This window comes from Streptomyces sp. Xyl84, from assembly GCF_059731885.1.
This window is the reverse complement of sequence record NZ_AP029182.1, coordinates 6,276,844-6,293,523: the sequence shown is the minus strand read 5'-3', so window position 1 is coordinate 6,293,523 and position 16,680 is coordinate 6,276,844. Positions and strand designations below refer to the sequence as shown.

The following is a 16,680-nucleotide window of genomic DNA, read 5'->3' as shown; positions in this document are numbered from 1 at the left end:
CCCTGGCTGCCGGTGACGTCTGCGCCCTCAAGGTAGCCGGGCGGCCGGGGGCGGACCAGAGGGCGTGGCGGCGGCCGGGACCGTCAGCGGATCGGCAGGCCCGAGATCGTGCGGGAGATGACGAGCCGCTGGATCTCGCTGGTGCCCTCGAAGATCGTGTAGATCGCCGCGTCGCGGTGCATCCGCTCCACCGGGTACTCCCGGGTGTAGCCGTTGCCGCCGAGGATCTGGACCGCCTGGGCGGTGACCTTCTTGGCGGTCTCGCTGGCGAACAGCTTGGACATCGAGCCCTCGGCGGCGGTGAACGGCTTGCCGTTGATCGCCATCCAGGAGGCGCGCCACACCAGCAGGCGGGCCGCGTCGATGGACGTGGCCATGTCGGCGAGCTGGAAGGCCACGCCCTGGTTGTCGATGATCGGCCGGCCGAACTGCTCGCGGGTCCTGGCGTAGTCGAGGGCGACCTCGTAGGCGGCGCGGGCGGTGCCGACCGCCATGGCGCCGACGGCGGGGCGGGACGCCTCGAAGGTGGCCATCGCCGCGTTCTTCACCCTCTCCCCGCCCGCCCTGGCCCGCTCGCGGGCGCGGGCGAGGCGCTCGTCCAGCTTCTCCTTGCCGCCGAGCAGGCAGGAACCGGGGACGCGCACGTTGTCGAGGATCACCTCGGCGGTGTGCGAGGCGCGGATGCCGTGCTTCTTGAACTTCTGGCCCTGGGAGCAGCCCGGGGTGCCCGGCGGGACGATGAAGGAGGCGTGCCCCTTGGAGCCCAGCTCCGGGTCGACGGAGGCGACGACGACGTGGACGTTGGCGATGCCGCCGTTGGTGGCCCAGGTCTTGGTGCCGTTGATGACCCACTCGTCCTTGGCCTCGTCGTAGACGGCGCGGGTGCGCATCGAGGCGACGTCGGAGCCGGCGTCGGGTTCGGAGGAGCAGAAGGCGGCGACCTTGACGTCGGTGGCGTCGCCGTACATCTGGGGGATCCAGGTGCCGATCTGCTCCTCGGTGCCGTTGGCGAGGACGCCGACCGCGGCCAGCCCGGTGCCGACGATGGACAGGGCTATGCCCGCGTCGCCCCAGAACAGCTCCTCCATGGCCATGGGGATACCGAGGCCGGTCGGGTCGAAGTACTGCTGGGCGTAGAAGTCGAGGGAGTAGATGCCGATCTTCGCGGCCTCCTGGATGACCGGCCAGGGAGTCTCCTCACGCTCGTCCCATTCGGCGGCCGCGGGGCGGATCACGTCGGCGGCGAAGCCGTGCAGCCAGGAGCGGACCTCCTTCTGTTCGTCGTTGAGCTCCATGGTGAACTCGGCCATGTCCCCTCCAGCGGTACCCATGTGGTGTTACTTGCGGTAACCGTACTGTGTTACCGGCCAGTAGGAGAAGTCAAGTCCCGCTGTTCCCCCGACGTTCCCTCGGCAGCCCGTTCGAGGTCCGGGGCCCGGTCAGTGTTAGTTTGCGCAGGCGTCACCGAATCAGCACGGGTGGGGAGAGATCATGGACACCACGCAGCGGACCGAGCAGCAGCGGTCCGCCGACCGCAGACGGCGCGAGCTGCTGGAGGCCGCCGACCGGGTGGTGCTGCGCGACGGCCCGCACGCCTCCATGAACGCCATCGCCGCCGAGGCCGGCATCACCAAGCCGATCCTCTACCGCCACTTCGGCGACAAGGGCGGGCTCTACGCCGCCCTCGCCAAGCGGCACACCGACGCGCTGCTCGACTCGCTGCGGGCCGCGCTCGACGCCCCGGCCGAGCGGCGCGAGCGCGTCGAGGCCACGCTGGACACCTACCTCGCCGCAATAGAGGCCCGGCCGCAGGTGTACCGGTTCCTGATGCACCCGGCCGAGGGCGGCCAGGGCGGCGAGGCGGGCTTCGACGTCGGCAAGCACTCCGCGCCGCTGCTGCGCCGCATGGGCGAGGAGCTGGCCCAGGTCATCGAGGAACGCGTCGACCTCGGACCGGACGGACAGCAACTGGCCCGGGTCTGGGGCCACGGCATCGTCGGCATGATGCACGCGGCGGGCGACTGGTGGCTGGGCGAGCGCCCCTGCTCCCGCGCGGAACTGGTGCGCAGTCTGGCCGACCTCCTGTGGGGCCGGCTCGCCGCGGCCGGCGACAAGGCCGGCGGCCCCGGCTTCTAGGTCCTGTCGTCAGATTCCCGTCGTCCGCCCGGAGGGCGGGCCTCGCGGCGTCAGGTGCGTGCTCTCGGCGTGCCGGGCCCTGACCCTCGTACTGGACGTACTCGGGTCTGGGCCCGGTGCGGCGAGAGTGCGTGCATGGCGTCGCGAAGCAGGCGGGAATGTGACGACAGGGCCTGGCGGAACCCGGCTTCCAGGGCGCCCGCGCCGCTCCCGGCCGCGCCTTCGGCGCCCCCGCCGCCCGGCCAGGTCCCCGCCCCTGTCTCACCCCGGGCGCCCCCAGGACGCCCTGGCCGCCTGCCGCAGCACCCTGCGCCGGCGCCACCCGGTGAGGCGGTCGACGTACAGGCTGCCGTCCAGGTGGTCGCACTCGTGCTGCAGGCAGCGGGCGAAGAAGCCCGTCCCCTCGACGGTGACCGGCTCCCCCGTCACTGTGAGACCCGCCACCACCGCGCGGTCGTGGCGCTCGGTGCCCGCCTCCAGTCCCGGCAGCGAAAGACAGCCTTCCGGGCCGCGCAGTACCACACCGTCGGCGGCCACCAGCCGGGGGTTCACCACGTGCCCCAGATGCCGTACGTCCTCGTCGTCCGGACAGTCGTAGACGAACACGCGCAGCGCCTCGCCCACCTGGTTCGCGGCCAGTCCCACGCCCCGGGCGGCGTACATCGTGGCGAACAAGTCCTCGACGAGCGCCGCCAGTCCGGGGCCGAAGTCGGTGACCTCCCGGCACGGCGCACGCAGCGCGTCGTCGCCGAGCAGGGTGAGGGGCCGTACGCGCCCGCGGGCGCCCGGGATCGAGCCGTGTCGCATGGCGGCAAGGGTACGGTCCTCCTGCACGCGCGAACGGCGCGCGGGCGCCGTGACGGTGCCGGGATTCGGGAGCACGATCGGATCTCGATAGGCTGAGGTCCACACCACGTTGCCGGATGGCTCAGGCGCGGCGCGTACGCAAGGAGGATCGAGAACTGATGGCAGGCAACTCGGACCCGCTCACGCCGCGGGCCAAGCTGGCCGTGACCGCGGGCAAGGCGGTCGCGGCGGCATCGCGCGCCGCGGGGCGCGGCAGCGGTTCGGTGATCGGCGGCCGGGTGGCGCTCAAACTCGACCCCGACCTGCTGGCCCGGCTCGCCCAGAACCTGGACGTCGTCCTGGTGTCGGCGACCAACGGCAAGACCACCACCACCCGGCTCATCGCCGAGGCGCTGCGGGCCGCCGGACCGGTGGTCTCCAACGCGCTCGGCGCCAACATGCCCGCGGGCATCACCTCGGCGCTGGCGGGCGGCTCGGACGCGAAGTTCGGCGTCATCGAGGTCGACGAGAAGTACCTCGCGGGCGTCGCCCGGGACACCGACCCCAAGTGCATCGCGCTGCTCAACCTCTCCCGCGACCAGCTCGACCGGGCCGCCGAGACGCGGATGCTCGCCGAGAACTGGCGTGAGGGGCTCGCCGGCTCCAAGGCCGTGGTCGTCGCCAACTGCGACGACCCGCTGGTGGTGTGGGCCGCGTCCTCCTCGCCGAACGTGATCTGGGTGGCCGCCGGACAGATGTGGAAGGACGACGCCTGGTCGTGCCCGTCCTGCGGCGGTGTGATGCAGCGTCCGGGCGACGACTGGTTCTGCGCCGAGTGCGGTTTCCGCCGGCCCACGCCCAGCTGGGCCCTTTCCGGCGACCACGTCCTGGACCCGCACGGCTCGGCCTGGCCGATCCACCTCCAGCTGCCGGGCCGCGCCAACAAGGCCAACGCCGCCTCCTCCGCGGCCGTCGCCGCCGTCTTCGGTGTGCCGCCGCAGGTGGCCCTGGAGCGGATGTACCAGGTGCAGGCCGTCGCCGGACGCTACGACGTCGTGCAGTTCCAGGGCCGTGACCTGCGCCTGCTGCTGGCGAAGAACCCGGCCGGCTGGCTGGAGACCTTCTCCCTGATCGACCCGCCGCCCGCCCCGGTCATCCTCTCGGTGAACGCGCGCGGCGCCGACGGCACCGACACGTCCTGGCTGTGGGACGTCGACTACACGCGGCTGACCGGCCACCCGCTGCTGGTGATCGGCGACCGGAAGCTGGACCTCGCGGTGCGTCTCGAGGTGGCCAACCAGCACTTCCAGGTATGCGAGAACCTCGACCAGGCCGTGCAGCAGGCGCCGCCCGGCCGGATCGAGGTCATCGCCAACTACACCGCGTTCCAGGACCTGCGCCGCCGCGTCGGCAACTGATCACGGAGGACGACCACTTCATGAGCGACAACCAACTGCGGCTGGTGTGGATCTACCCGGACCTGCTGAGCACCTACGGCGACCAGGGCAACGCGCTCGTCGTGGAGCGCCGGGCGCGCCAGCGCGGCCTGGACGTGGCCCGCCTGGACGTGCGCAGCGACCAGCCGATCCCGACCTCCGGCGACATCTACCTGATCGGCGGCGGCGAGGACCGTCCGCAGCGCCTCGCGGCGGAACGGCTGCGCCGGGACGGGCACCTGTACCAGGCGGTGCAGAACGGCGCGATCGTCTTCTCGGTCTGCGCCGGCTACCAGATCCTCGGCCACGAGTTCGTCAACGACCTCGGCCAGCGGGAGCCGGGTCTCGGCCTGCTCGACGTGGTGTCGGTGCGCGGCGAGGGCGAGCGGTGCGTGGGCGACGTCCTCGGCGACGTCGACCCGCGTCTGGGGCTGCCGCCGCTGACCGGTTTCGAGAACCACCAGGGCGTCACCCACCTCGGCCCGACCGCCCGACCGCTCGCCCAGGTCCGCGTGGGCCGGGGCAACGGCACGGGCGACGGCACCGAGGGCGCGTACAACGACACCGTCTTCGGCACCTACATGCACGGCCCGGTGCTCGCCCGCAACCCGCAGATCGCGGACCTGCTGCTGAAGCTGGCGCTCGACGTGAACGCGCTGCCGCCCATCGACGACCGCTGGTACGAGGCGCTGCGCACCGAGCGCATCGCGGCGGCGGAGCAGCCCGCCTGACCGCACACCACCGCGCCGCCGCACCGGAACGCGCCCGGGGACGTCCCCGGGCGCGTTCCGTCGTCTTCGTCCGTACGCAGGGTGCTCTCCACCCCTTCGCAAGCTCCCCGCAAGGCGGGTGCGCGAGGCTGTGACCGGGCCCGCCTGACGACGCGGCCGCTCACCTGTGCACCGGCGTCCACCAGCCGGACGGGCCGTGCGGCACCACCCCCTGACGCCGGTAGGGTGGCCGGGATCGAGCCGGACAGCGCGGTCCGGTCCCGGCCCACGTGGAGAAGGTTATTCGGGCTATGCGCATTGGTGTCCTCACGTCCGGCGGCGACTGTCCCGGCCTGAACGCCGTCATCCGGTCCGTCGTGCACCGCGCCGTCGCCGACCACGGCGACGAGGTCATCGGCTTCCGGGACGGCTGGAAGGGCCTCCTGGAGTGCGACTACCTCAAGCTCGACCTCGACGCCGTCGGCGGCATCCTGGCCCGTGGCGGCACCATCCTCGGCTCCTCCCGGGTCCGGCCCGAGCACCTGCGCGACGGAGTGGAGCGGGCCCGGGGCCACGTCGAGGAACTGGGGCTCGACGCGATCATCCCGATCGGCGGCGAGGGCACCCTCAAGGCGGCCCGGCTCCTCTCCGACAACGGGCTGCCCATCGTCGGGGTGCCCAAGACCATCGACAACGACATCGCGGTCACGGACGTCACCTTCGGTTTCGACACCGCCGTGACCGTCGCCACCGAGGCCCTGGACCGGCTGAAGACCACCGCCGAGTCCCACCAGCGGGTGCTGATCGTGGAGGTCATGGGCCGACACACCGGCTGGATCGCGCTGCAGTCCGGGATGGCGGCGGGCGCGCACGCCGTGGTCGTCCCCGAACGGCCCTTCGACATCGACGAACTGACGCAGAAGGTCGGGGAGCGGTTCGCGGCGGGCAAGCGGTTCGCGATCGTCGTCGCCGCCGAGGGCGCCAAGCCGCTGCCCGGCACGATGGACTTCGACGAGGGCGGCAAGGACGTCTACGGCCACGAGCGGTTCGCCGGGATCGCCCGGCAGCTCTCGGTGGAGCTGGAGGAACGCCTGGGCAAGGAGGCGCGGCCGGTCATCCTCGGGCACGTCCAGCGCGGCGGCACCCCGACCGCGTACGACCGGGTGCTGGCCACCCGGTTCGGCTGGCACGCCGTGGAGGCCGTGCACCGCGGGGAGTTCGGCCGGATGACGGCGCTGCGCGGCACGGACATCGTGATGGTGTCGCTGGCCGAGGCCGTGGAGACCCTGAAGACGGTGCCCGCCGACCGGTACGCCGAGGCGGAGTGCGTGCTGTAGCACACGGCCGGTGCGAGCCGCCCCCGGTCGCGAGCGCGGCCGGGGGCGGTTCTACCCTGGGTGCGGACAGACAGCTGGGGACAGACGGTCACGGACGCCCCCAGCTGTGGTCGGACAGTGCGCACCCCCACGAATCAGGAGCCGGCGGATGGATCACAGCGGGCACGGCATGACCATGGATCTGCCGCCGTTCACGCTGGGACGCGGCCTGGAATGGTCCCCGGACCCGTTCTTCCTCGTCGCCTGCCTGCTCGGTCTGGGCCTGTACGGCTGGGGTGTGGTGCGGCTGCGGCGGCGCGGCGACTCCTGGCCGGTGGGCCGCACGATCGCGTACGTCGTCGGCGTGCTGACCGTGGCGCTGGTGATGTGCACCAAGCTGAACGACTACGGCATGGTCATGTTCAGCGTGCACATGGTGCAGCACATGGTCATCAGCATGCTCTCGCCGATCCTGATCCTGCTCGGCGCCCCGATCACGCTGGCGCTGCGCGCGCTGCCGGTGGCGGCGGTCCGGGGCCGCAAGGGCCCGCGCGAGCTGCTGCTCGCCCTGCTGCACAGCCGCTACGTCCGGATCATCACGCACCCGGCGTTCACCATCCCGCTGTTCGTCGCCAGCCTGTACGCGCTGTACTTCACGCCGATCTTCGACTTCCTGATGGGGTCCAGGGCGGGGCACATCGCGATGATGGTGCACTTCCTCGCGGTGGGTGTGGCGTTCTTCTGGCCGATCATGGGCATCGACCCGGGTCCGCACCGGCCGGGCTACCTGATGCGGATGCTGGAGCTGTTCGCGGGCATGCCGTTCCACGCGTTCTTCGGCATCGCGCTGATGATGGGGTCGACGCCCATGGTGGACACCTTCCGCAACCCGCCCGCCTCGCTGGGCATCGACGCCCTGTCCGACCAGACCGCGGCCGGCGGCATCGCCTGGGCGTTCAGCGAGGTGCCTTCGGTGCTGGTGCTCCTCGCGCTGCTGTTCCAGTGGTACCGCTCCGAGCAGCGGCAGGCCAGGCGCAAGGACCGGGCCGCGGAGCGCGACGGCGACAAGGAGCTGGCCGCCTACAACGCCTACCTGGCCTCGCTGGACGCGCGCGGCAACTAAACCGCTCTCCCTTCACCTCCGTCCTCTGCGCGCACCAGCGCCTCCCGGAACGCGGAACCGGGGCACCATGGAGGCAGGACGGACGAGGAGGAGGGTGCCGATGCCCGGCTCGACGGACGGTTCCACGAGAGCGATGGGGGTGCTCACCGTCGGCACTCTGGTCGCGGTGACGGCGTACACGGTGGCGCTGGGCGGCAACGGCTGGCTGTGGTTCGGCTGGGTCGTGCTGGGCCTGGTCACCCTGGGGATGATCGTCTCGCACGGCACGTGAGCCCGGCGCCCTGAGCCGCCTCGCCGCGAGCTGGCGCACCGGTCAGTCCCCGGGGAGGCTCCCGAGCCGCCCCGAGTGCACGCCCGGCTGGTACTTGGGCAGCCGGGCGGTGATCTTCATGCCCGCGCCCGGCGCGGTCTCGATGACCAGGCCGTGGTCGTCGCCGTAGACCTGGCGCAGCCGGTCGTCGACGTTGGACAGGCCGATGCCGCCGGAGGGGCTGTCCTCCCCCGCGAGGATGCGGCGCAGCAGCCCGGGGTCCATGCCCGCGCCGTCGTCCTCGATGACGACCAGTGCCTCGGCGCCCGCGTCCTGGGCCGTGATGCGGATGCGGCAGGTCCCGGCCTTGCCCTCCAGGCCGTGCTTGACCGCGTTCTCCACGAGCGGTTGCAGGCACAGGAAGGGCAGCGCGACCGGCAGCACCTCGGGGGCGATCTGCAGGGTGACGGCGAGGCGGTCGCCGAAGCGTGCCCGGACCAGCGCGAGGTAGTGCTCGATGGCGTGGAGTTCGTCGGCGAGCGTGGTGAAGTCGCCGTGCCGGCGGAACGAGTAGCGGGTGAAGTCGGCGAACTCCAGCAGCAGCTCGCGGGCGCGCTCGGGGTCGGTGCGCACGAAGGAGGCGATCACCGCGAGCGAGTTGAAGACGAAGTGCGGGGAGATCTGGGCGCGCAGGGCCTTGATCTCGGCCTCGACGATCCGGGTGCGGGAGCGGTCGAGTTCGGCCAGTTCGAGCTGGACGGACACGAAGCGGGCGACCTCGGCGGCGGCGCGGACCAGGACGGCGGACTCGCGGGGCGCGCAGGCGACCAGGGCGCCGTGCACCCGGTCGTCCACGGTGAGCGGGGCGACAACGGCCCAGCGCACCGGGCAGTGGGGCGCCCGGCAGGTGAGCGGGAACGCCTCGCCGCGGCCGGTGTCCAGCGCGCCGGTGAGGCGGTCCATGATCTCCTCGCGGTGATGGGCGCCGGTCCCGTCCCAGGCGAGCACCCGGCTGTCGTCGGTGAGGCAGAGCGCGTCGGTGCCGAGCAGCGAGCGCAGCCGGCGGGCCGCCTTCCGCGCGGTCTCCTCGGTCAGGCCGGCCCGCAGCGGGGGCGCGGCGAGGGAGGCGGTGTGCAGGGTCCGGAAGGTGGCGTGCTCGACGGGGGTTCCCAGTCCGCCGAGGTGGCGCGGGCGGGCGGTGCGCCGGCCCAGCCAGAACCCGGCGGCCAGCAGGGGCAGGACGGCGACGCACAGCCCGGCGAGGAAACCGCTCACGCCTTCACCTCCGTGGCCGGTTCCGGTTGCTCGGGCAGGTGGAAGCGGGCGAGGACGGCCGCCGTGCCGGCCGGCACCCGGCCCGGGGTGGCCAGGGACACCAGCACCATGGTGAGGAAGCCCAGCGGCACCGACCACAGGGCCGGCCAGGCCAGCAGCGCGTGCAGCGGGCCGGTGTCCGGGACTTTGGCCATGGTCACGGCGACGGCGACGAACGCGGCTCCGCCGCCCGCCAGCATCCCGGCCGCCGCGCCGGGCGGGGTCAGCCGCCGCCACCAGATGCCGAGGACGAGCAGCGGGCAGAAGGAGGAGGCGGACACGGCGAAGGCGAGGCCGACGGCGTCGGCCACCGGCAGCCCTCCGGCCAGGGCGCTCGCGGCCAGCGGCACGGCCATCGCGAGCACCGTGCCGAGCCGGAAGTGCCGGACGCCGCGGGCGGGCAGCGGGCCGCGCGAGGGCAGGACGTCCTGGGTGAGCACCCCGGCCACCGCCATGGTCAGGCCGGAGGCGGTGGACAGGAACGCGGCGAAGGCACCGCCCGCGACCAGCGCGCCGAGCAGGTCGCCGCCGAGGCCGCCGATCAGGCGGTCGGGCAGCAGCAGCACGGCGGCGTCCGCGTCGCCGGTGAGCGTCAGCTCGGGGGCGTAGAGACGGCCCAGGGCACCGTAGACCGGCGGCAGCAGGTAGAAGGCGCCGATCAGGCCGAGCACCGCCACCGTGGTGCGGCGGGCGGCGACGCCGTGCGGGCTGGTGTAGAAGCGGACGACGACGTGCGGCAGGCCCATGGTGCCGAGGAAGGTGGCGAGGATGAGTCCGTACGTCGCGTACAGCGGGCGTTCCTCACGGGTCGCGGCCGGCGTGCTGGACAGACCGCCGGCCCCGGTCCGGTCCGCGGCGGGCACCCTGGCACCCGGGTCGAAGGTGAGGCGGGTGCCGCGCTGGACGTGATGGGTGCCGGCGGGCAGGCTCACGCGTTCGCCGTGGTGGGGGCGGCCGTCGACGGTGCCGTGGACGGTGACGGTGAGCGGACGCTCCAGCCGCAGGCCGAGGGCGGCGTCGACGCGCACGGTGCGCCGCTCGCGGAAGGCGGCGGGCTCGTCGAAGGCGTGACGGGGCGCGCCGTCGCCCTGCCAGGCCAGGAGCAGGAAGAGGGCGGGGACGAGCAGGGCGGTCAGTTTCAGCCAGTACTGGAAGGCCTGGACGAAGGTGATGCTGCGCATGCCGCCCGCGGCGACGGTCGCCACCACGACGGCCGCCACGATCAGCGCGCCGAGGGCGCCGGGTGCTCCGGTGAGCACGGCGAGCGTCAGTCCCGCGCCCTGGAGCTGGGGCAGCAGGTACAGCCAGCCGACCCCGACGACGAAGGCGCCCGCCAGCCGCCGCACTCCCTGGGAGGCGAGCCGGGCCTCGGCGAAGTCGGGCAGCGTGTAGGCGCCGGAGCGGCGCAGCGGGGCGGCGACGAACAGGAGCAGGACGAGGTAGCCGGCGGCGTAGCCGACCGGGTACCAGAGCATGTCGGGGCCCTGGACGAGGACCAGTCCGGCGATGCCGAGGAAGGAGGCCGCCGACAGGTACTCGCCGCTGATGGCGGCGGCGTTCAGGCGGGGGCCGACGGTGCGGGAGGCGACGTAGAAGTCGGAGGTGGTCCGCGATATGCGCAGGCCGAAGGCGCCGACGAGGACGGTGGCCACGACGACGAGGGCGACGGCGGGGACGGTGTAGGCGGAGTTCACGGGGATGCGGCCTCAGCGGTCCTCGGTCAGGCGGACGAAGTCGCGTTCGTTGCGTTCGGCGCGGCGCACGTACCAGCGGGCGAGCAGGACGAGGGGGGCGTACAGGCAGAAGCCGAGGACCGCCCAGCGCAGGCGGCGGGCGTCGGGGGCCGCGGCGAACACCAGCGGCAGCGGCCCGACGAGCAGGACGAGCACCCCGAAGACGGCGAGGGCGGTGCGCAGTTGGGTGCGCATGAGGGAGCGGACGTAGGTGTGGCCGAGGGTGGTCTGTTCGTCGATCTCGGTGCGGGGCCGGTAGTGGCCGGTGGCCCGGCGGGTGCGGCGGGGCGGGCCGGTGACGGTGACGCGGCGTCCGGCGGGGTCCTGCGGCATGGTGGGCGTCCTCTAGCGCGCCGTGCGGCGCATCAGCAGGTCCCGCAGTTCGCGCGCGTGGCGGCGGCTGACCTGGAGTTCCTCGGCGCCGATGAGGACGCTCACCGAACCGGCGTCCAGGCGCAGTTCGCGGATGTGGTGCAGGGCGACGAGATGGCGGCGGTGGATGCGGACGAAGCCTCGTGCGCGCCAGCGGTCCTCCAGCGCGGAGAGCGGGATGCGGACGAGGTGGCTGCCCCGGGCGGTGTGCAGCCGGGCGTAGTCGCCCTGTGCCTCGACGTGGGTGATGTCCTCGACGGCGACGAAGCGGGTCACGCCGCCCAGTTCCACGGGCAGTTGGTCGGGGTCGGGTTCGCTGACGGGGATCCGTACGGCGGTGCGGCGCAGCTCGGCCGCGCGGCGGACGGCCTCCGCGAGGCGTTCCCCGCGGACGGGCTTGAGGACGTAGTCGACGGCCTTCAGGTCGAAGGCCTGCACGGCGAAGTCCTCGTGGGCGGTGACGAACACGATCAGCGGCGGCTCGGCGAACCCGGTGAGCAGCCGGGCCAGGTCGAGGCCGTCCAGGCCGGGCATCTGGATGTCGAGGAAGACGACGTCGATCGCGTCGGGCCCGCCGGGCCCCGACCGCAGCGCCCGGTTGATGCGGCGCAGCGCCTCGGTCGCGTCCCCCGCGCCCTCGACGCCCGCGATCCTGGGGTCGGCGCCGAGCAGGTAGAGCAGTTCCTCCAGGGAGGGGCGTTCGTCGTCGACGGCGAGGGCGCGCAGCATGAACGTGGAGTGTAGGGGCCGGCGGCGGCCCTGGACATGCGGCGGGCACGGCCGTTCCGGCCGGGAGGGCTCGGGCGTCCCCGGGGGCAGGGGCGCTCACGCCGGAGGGCGCGGGGGTTCGGCCGGAGAGCAGGGGCGCTCGCGTCAAAGGGCGCGGGCATCGGTGCCGGACAGCGCCGGCGCTCGCGGCGGCCGTCGCGGGCGGTCCTCCGGACAGCGCGGGCGCTCACCCCGACGGCGTGCGCGTGCGCGCTCGACGGGCGCACGCCTCCACGCTGGATACAGTGCGGACATGAACAGCAGGCCCACGCCGTTCGACGAGCTGGATCGCAAGATCCTCACCGCTCTGATGGCAAACGCCCGTACGAGTTTCGCGGAGATCGGTGCGACCGTCGGGCTCTCCGCGACGGCAGTCAAGCGCCGGGTGGACCGGCTGCGCGACACGGGGGTGATCACCGGGTTCACGGCGACGGTGAAGCCCTCGGCGCTGGGCTGGCGGACCGAGGCGTACGTCGAGGTGTACTGCGAGGGCGCGGCACCGCCCCGGCGGCTGGCCGAGGTGGTGCGCAACCACCCGGAGATCACGGCGGCGATGACGGTGACCGGCGGCGCGGACGCGCTGCTGCACGTGCGGGCGCGGGACGTGGCGCACTTCGAGGAGGTGCTGGAGCGGATCCGGGTCGAGCCGTTCATCCGCAAGACGATCAGCGTCATGGTCCTCTCCCACCTGCTGCCGGACAGCCCGGAGGCGGGGGCCAGCCAGGCCGCCCCCGAAGGCGCAGCAGACGTGCGCTGAAAGGACGGAAGACGCAGCATTCCTGCTCCGACACGCAGCTTCTGTTCCTTGTCGGGCGTATCCGCCGCTTCCTACCGTGGTGTCAACCCTCAGTCGACACCCCAGGAAGCGGAGGAACCCCTCTGTGCCCGAATCCCGTGTGCCGCGCCGGCGGCGCTTCCTCGTCTGCGAACCCAGACACTTCGCCGTGCAGTACGCGATCAACCCCTGGATGCACCCGGACCGCCCCGTCGACACCGGACTCGCCCAGGCCCAGTGGCAGGCGCTGACCGACGCCTACCGCGCCCACGGTCACCTCGTGGAGACCGTGGAACCCGTCCCCGGACTGCCCGACATGGTCTTCGCCGCCAACGCGGCGGTCGTCGTCGGCGGCCGTGTCTTCGGTTCCCTCTTCAAGGCCCCCGAGCGGCGCCCTGAATCCGTGCCCTACGACACCTGGTTCAAGTCGGCCGGGTTCGACGTGTACCGGCCCGAGTCGGTGTGCGAGGGCGAGGGCGACTTCGTGCCGGCCGGCCGCTGGCTGCTCGCCGGCACCGGCTTCCGCACCACCCGGGAGGCCCACCGCGAGGCCCAGGAGTTCCTGGGGGTGCCGGTGATCGGCCTGACCCTGGTGGACCCGTACTTCTACCACCTCGACACGGCGTTGTTCGTCCTCGACGACGACAACATCGCCTACTACCCGCAGGCGTTCTCGCCCGGCAGCCGCGAGGTCCTGGCCCGGCTGTACCCGGACGCGGTGATCGCCACCCAGGAGGACGCCGCGGCCTTCGGTCTCAACTCCGTCTCCGACGGGCGCCACGTGTTCATCTCCCCCGGCGCCACCGCCCTCGCCGACCGTCTCGCGCACCTCGGTTACCTGCCCGTTCCCGTCGACCTGTCGGAGTTCCACAAGGCCGGCGGCGGGATCAAGTGCTGCACCCAGGAGATCCGCTCATGACCGCACCCGCAGACACCCGTACCTCCGACGAGCTGATCCGGGCGGAGGAGCCGGTGCTCGCGCACAACTACCATCCGCTGCCCGTGGTGGTCGCCCGGGCCGAGGGCGCCTGGGTGGAGGACGTCGAGGGCCGCCGCTACCTCGACATGCTGGCGGGTTACTCGGCGCTGAACTTCGGCCACCGTCATCCCGCGCTGATCGAGGCGGCCCGCGACCAGCTCGACCGGCTGACCCTCACCTCCCGGGCCTTCCACAACGACCGGCTCGCCGAGTTCGCCGAGCGGCTGGCGGCGCTCACCGGGCAGGACCTGGTGCTGCCCATGAACACCGGCGCCGAGGCGGTGGAGAGCGGCATCAAGGTCGCCCGCAAGTGGGCGTACGAGGTCAAGGGCGTCCCGGCCGACCGGGCGACGATCGTGGTCGCGGCGGGCAACTTCCACGGCCGCACGACGACCGTCGTCGGCTTCTCCACGGACGAGACGGCACGGTCGGGCTTCGGCCCGTTCACGCCCGGATTCCGGATCGTCCCCTACGACGACCTGGCGGCGGTGGAGGCGGCGGTCGACGAGACCACGGCCGCCGTGCTGATCGAGCCGATCCAGGGCGAGGCGGGGGTGATCGTGCCGGGCGAGGGCTACCTCGCCGGGGTGCGGGAGCTGACCCGGCGGGCGGGCTGCCTGTTCGTCGCCGACGAGATCCAGTCGGGTCTGGGCCGCACGGGACGCACTCTCGCCGTCGAGCACGAGGGCGTGGTGCCGGATGTCGTCCTGCTCGGCAAGGCGCTCGGCGGCGGCATCGTCCCGGTGTCGGCGGTCGTGGGCAGCCGGGAGGTGCTCGGTGTGCTGCGGCCGGGCGAGCACGGGTCGACGTTCGGCGGCAATCCGCTGGCGGCGGCGGTCGGCACGGCGGTGGTCGAGCTGCTGGAGACGGGCGAGTTCCAGCGCCGGGCCGCCGACCTCGGCGTGGTCCTGCGCGACGGTCTCACCGAGCTGGTCGGCAAGGGCGTGGTGGGCTTCCGCTCCCGCGGCCTGTGGGCCGGCGTCGACGTGGACCCGGCCCTCGGCACCGGCCGCGCGATCAGCGAACGGCTGATGCGGGAGGGGATCCTCGTCAAGGACACCCACGGCTCCACGATCCGGCTGGCGCCGCCGCTGACCGTCACCGAGGACGAACTGCGCTCCGCGCTGGGCTCCTTGGAGAAGGTACTGGCCGCCTGACCGCCTGACAGACGCCGGCACGGCCGGACGGACCGGCACGGACGGACGACACGGCCGGACGGAAGACACGACCTGACGGACGACACGGCTGGGGGCGCCCCGCTCGGGGGGCGCCCCCAGATGTCGTCGCCGCCCGGGTGCCGTAACGGCCCGGTGGCACGGCTCTGCTCGTGCCGAGGCACCGGGGCCTCCCTCGGAGCCGGGCTCGCCGGGTCATGCCTGACCGGCGCCTGAGCCGGACGAGTGACGAGCGGCCTCAGTCGTTGGGCCGTGCCGCGCTGATGTCCCCGAGCGCTGAGCCGGGGTCCCGCTCGATGGCCAGGTCGCCGATGGACACGATCCCCACCGGGTGACCGTGGTCGACGACCGGCACGCGGCGCACGGAGTGCTCGCGCATCAGCTCCACCGCGTGGTCGACCTCCTCGTCGGGGCCCACGGTGAAGAGGTCGCCGCTGCACGCGGAGGCGACCGTCCTCTGCTCCTGGTCGCCGCCCTCCGCCAGCGAGCGGACCACCAGGTCGCGGTCGCTGAACAGGCCGCGCAGTTCGTCGCCCTCGGTGACCAGGACGATCCCGATGTCCTCGTCCCGCATCTTCTGGGCCACCGCCGTGACCGAGGCCTGCGGCTCCACCGTCACCAGTCGGCTGGTCATGATGTCGCGTACGTGCTGAGCCATGACGCCTCCCTTCGTCGGGTCCTGCGATGCCGTTCACCGCAACTGCTCCGGCCGGGTACCCGGCCGCAGCCGCGCCGCACCCGCGCACCGCACCGCACACCGGCCCCCGGGCCGCCCCCGTTCCCCAGGGGCCTCGGGCCGTCACACACGGCCGTTGGCCCGCGGAGGATGCGGGTACCCGAGCGGCGACGGCACTTCCCATGAGGAGATGACTCCCATGCTGCTCATCGGCCTGCTCCTCCTCGCTGCCACGGGCGCCTTCACCGGTCTGGCCATCGCCGGCAACATGTCGGGCGGCCCGCGGTACACGGTGTCGATACTCGGCAACGACATCGTCACGATGAACACCCTCGCGATCTTCAGCACCGGACTCGCGCTCGCCCTGCTCTTCTGCCTCGGCCTCTCCCTGCTGGCCGGCGCGGCCGCCCACCACCGGCACAACCACCGTGTCGCGCGCTACGGCGGCCGGCCCGACACCGGCCCGGCGGGCGGGACGACGCGTCCGGACGACCGCCGCTATCCCTGACGTGCCCCGGGACGCGGCCGTCCGTGACGCGCCCCGGGCGGGGGTCAGTGGTAGGCGTGCACCACGGCGTGGCCCTTGCCCCGGCCGATCATCCACCGGTTCACGGGGGTGGTCAGCAGGAAGGCGAGGGCCAGGGAGAGGAGCAGGGAGATCCAGAAGAGCGCGTCGGCCAGACCGGCGTCCATGGCCCCGGGCACGCCGACCATGACGGTGTTGTCGATCAGCTCCATGACCGCGATGGACACGGTGTCGGCGGCCAGCGCGACCTTGAGCGCCTGCCGTACGGGCAGACCGGCCCGCAGGACGCCGCGCATGGTCAGCGCGTAGCCGAAGACGAAGGCCAGCGCGACGGAGACGGCGACGGTGGCGCCGTTGTGCAGGCCGGCGGCCGTCCCGACGACCATGCCGAGCACCTCGCCGATCGCGCAGCCGGTGAGGCAGTGCAGCGTGGCCTGCGCGGCCATGCGCCAGGAGGTGGCCCCGAGCGCCGGATGACGGTGCCCGTCATGAGCGTGGTGCCCGTCGTGCTGCCCGTGCTGCCCGTGCTGTCCCTCGTGGCCGGAACCGTGGTGCTCGTGCTGTGCCATCTTCGCTCCCCTGTCGATGCGGCTACGGCAGTAGAC

18 protein-coding genes are annotated in these 16,680 nt (G+C 73.0%); 10 read left to right on the top strand and 8 right to left on the bottom strand.

Features of this window, described 5'->3' with window-relative positions:
* Positions 1–83 precede the first annotated feature (83 nt).
* Positions 84–1,310: an acyl-CoA dehydrogenase family protein gene (locus tag AC6I72_RS27410; RefSeq protein ID WP_498004831.1), complete on the bottom strand. Its 1,227-nt coding sequence runs from the start codon at positions 1,308–1,310 to the stop codon at positions 84–86.
* 181 nt (positions 1,311–1,491) lie between these two features.
* Between AC6I72_RS27410 and AC6I72_RS27405 the strand changes: the two genes are divergently transcribed.
* The gene (locus AC6I72_RS27405) at positions 1,492–2,136 is read left to right on the top strand and encodes a TetR/AcrR family transcriptional regulator (protein WP_498003805.1); all 645 of its coding nucleotides are present in this window, start codon (positions 1,492–1,494) and stop codon (positions 2,134–2,136) included.
* A 261-nt stretch (positions 2,137–2,397) separates the two neighbouring features.
* On the opposite strand, the gene def is transcribed toward AC6I72_RS27405, so the two are convergent.
* A complete protein-coding gene (gene def, locus AC6I72_RS27400; RefSeq protein ID WP_498003804.1) occupies positions 2,398–2,943 on the bottom strand; it encodes a peptide deformylase in 546 nt (181 codons plus the stop codon).
* Positions 2,944–3,101: 158 nt separating this feature from the next.
* On the opposite strand from def, the gene AC6I72_RS27395 reads away from it, so the two are divergent.
* From AC6I72_RS27395 to AC6I72_RS27375, 5 genes are all read left to right on the top strand, one after another.
* Complete coding sequence (locus AC6I72_RS27395; RefSeq protein ID WP_037856652.1) at positions 3,102–4,340, top strand: MurT ligase domain-containing protein; 1,239 nt, start codon at positions 3,102–3,104, stop codon at positions 4,338–4,340.
* Between the two features lie 20 nt (positions 4,341–4,360).
* Positions 4,361–5,089, top strand: coding sequence for a type 1 glutamine amidotransferase (locus AC6I72_RS27390; protein ID WP_498003803.1), 729 nt, complete (start codon positions 4,361–4,363; stop codon positions 5,087–5,089).
* Positions 5,090–5,379: 290 nt separating this feature from the next.
* Entirely contained in the window at positions 5,380–6,405 is a 1,026-nt protein-coding gene (locus tag AC6I72_RS27385; protein ID WP_498003801.1) for a 6-phosphofructokinase, read from the top strand.
* 148 nt (positions 6,406–6,553) lie between these two features.
* Complete coding sequence (locus AC6I72_RS27380; RefSeq protein WP_498003799.1) at positions 6,554–7,507, top strand: cytochrome c oxidase assembly protein; 954 nt, start codon at positions 6,554–6,556, stop codon at positions 7,505–7,507.
* A gap of 100 nt (positions 7,508–7,607) precedes the next feature.
* Positions 7,608–7,778 carry a hypothetical protein gene (locus AC6I72_RS27375; protein ID WP_037856646.1) on the top strand — a complete coding sequence of 57 codons (171 nt, stop codon included), beginning with the start codon at positions 7,608–7,610 and terminating at the stop codon, positions 7,776–7,778.
* Positions 7,779–7,820: 42 nt separating this feature from the next.
* Here AC6I72_RS27375 and AC6I72_RS27370 read toward each other — a convergent pair whose 3' ends face one another.
* From AC6I72_RS27370 to AC6I72_RS27355, 4 genes are read right to left on the bottom strand one after another with little or no spacing between them, the layout of a single operon-like run.
* On the bottom strand, positions 7,821–9,032 hold the full coding sequence (locus AC6I72_RS27370; RefSeq protein ID WP_498003798.1) for a sensor histidine kinase: 1,212 nt from the start codon (positions 9,030–9,032) through the stop codon (positions 7,821–7,823).
* Positions 9,029–10,765, bottom strand: a complete 1,737-nt coding sequence (locus tag AC6I72_RS27365) for a sodium/solute symporter (protein ID WP_498003797.1) — start codon at positions 10,763–10,765, stop codon at positions 9,029–9,031. The genes AC6I72_RS27370 and AC6I72_RS27365 overlap by 4 nt, the downstream gene beginning before the upstream one ends.
* A gap of 12 nt (positions 10,766–10,777) precedes the next feature.
* On the bottom strand, positions 10,778–11,137 hold the full coding sequence (locus AC6I72_RS27360) for a hypothetical protein (RefSeq protein ID WP_498003796.1): 360 nt from the start codon (positions 11,135–11,137) through the stop codon (positions 10,778–10,780).
* Between the two features lie 12 nt (positions 11,138–11,149).
* The gene (locus tag AC6I72_RS27355; RefSeq protein WP_498003795.1) at positions 11,150–11,905 is read right to left on the bottom strand and encodes a LytR/AlgR family response regulator transcription factor; all 756 of its coding nucleotides are present in this window, start codon (positions 11,903–11,905) and stop codon (positions 11,150–11,152) included.
* A 292-nt stretch (positions 11,906–12,197) separates the two neighbouring features.
* On the opposite strand from AC6I72_RS27355, the gene AC6I72_RS27350 reads away from it, so the two are divergent.
* The 3 genes from AC6I72_RS27350 to rocD all read left to right on the top strand — a co-directional run bounded on the left by AC6I72_RS27350 (position 12,198) and on the right by rocD (position 14,855).
* The gene (locus tag AC6I72_RS27350) at positions 12,198–12,701 is read left to right on the top strand and encodes an Lrp/AsnC family transcriptional regulator (protein WP_498003794.1); all 504 of its coding nucleotides are present in this window, start codon (positions 12,198–12,200) and stop codon (positions 12,699–12,701) included.
* 124 nt (positions 12,702–12,825) lie between these two features.
* Positions 12,826–13,638, top strand: coding sequence for a dimethylargininase (gene ddaH / locus AC6I72_RS27345; protein WP_498003793.1), 813 nt, complete (start codon positions 12,826–12,828; stop codon positions 13,636–13,638).
* Entirely contained in the window at positions 13,635–14,855 is a 1,221-nt protein-coding gene (gene rocD / locus AC6I72_RS27340; RefSeq protein WP_498003792.1) for an ornithine--oxo-acid transaminase, read from the top strand. Before ddaH ends, rocD begins: the two co-directional genes overlap by 4 nt.
* Before the next feature lie 256 nt (positions 14,856–15,111).
* Here the strand turns inward: rocD and AC6I72_RS27335 are convergent, their stop codons facing one another.
* Positions 15,112–15,531 (bottom strand): CBS domain-containing protein, encoded by a 420-nt coding sequence (locus AC6I72_RS27335; RefSeq protein WP_498003791.1) that lies wholly within the window; start codon positions 15,529–15,531, stop codon positions 15,112–15,114.
* A gap of 217 nt (positions 15,532–15,748) precedes the next feature.
* Here AC6I72_RS27335 and AC6I72_RS27330 point away from each other — a divergent pair, with 217 nt between their 5' ends.
* The gene (locus AC6I72_RS27330; RefSeq protein ID WP_498003790.1) at positions 15,749–16,057 is read left to right on the top strand and encodes a hypothetical protein; all 309 of its coding nucleotides are present in this window, start codon (positions 15,749–15,751) and stop codon (positions 16,055–16,057) included.
* 44 nt (positions 16,058–16,101) lie between these two features.
* Here AC6I72_RS27330 and AC6I72_RS27325 read toward each other — a convergent pair whose 3' ends face one another.
* A complete protein-coding gene (locus tag AC6I72_RS27325) occupies positions 16,102–16,644 on the bottom strand; it encodes a DUF4396 domain-containing protein (RefSeq protein WP_498003789.1) in 543 nt (180 codons plus the stop codon).
* Positions 16,645–16,680: the final 36 nt, after the last annotated feature.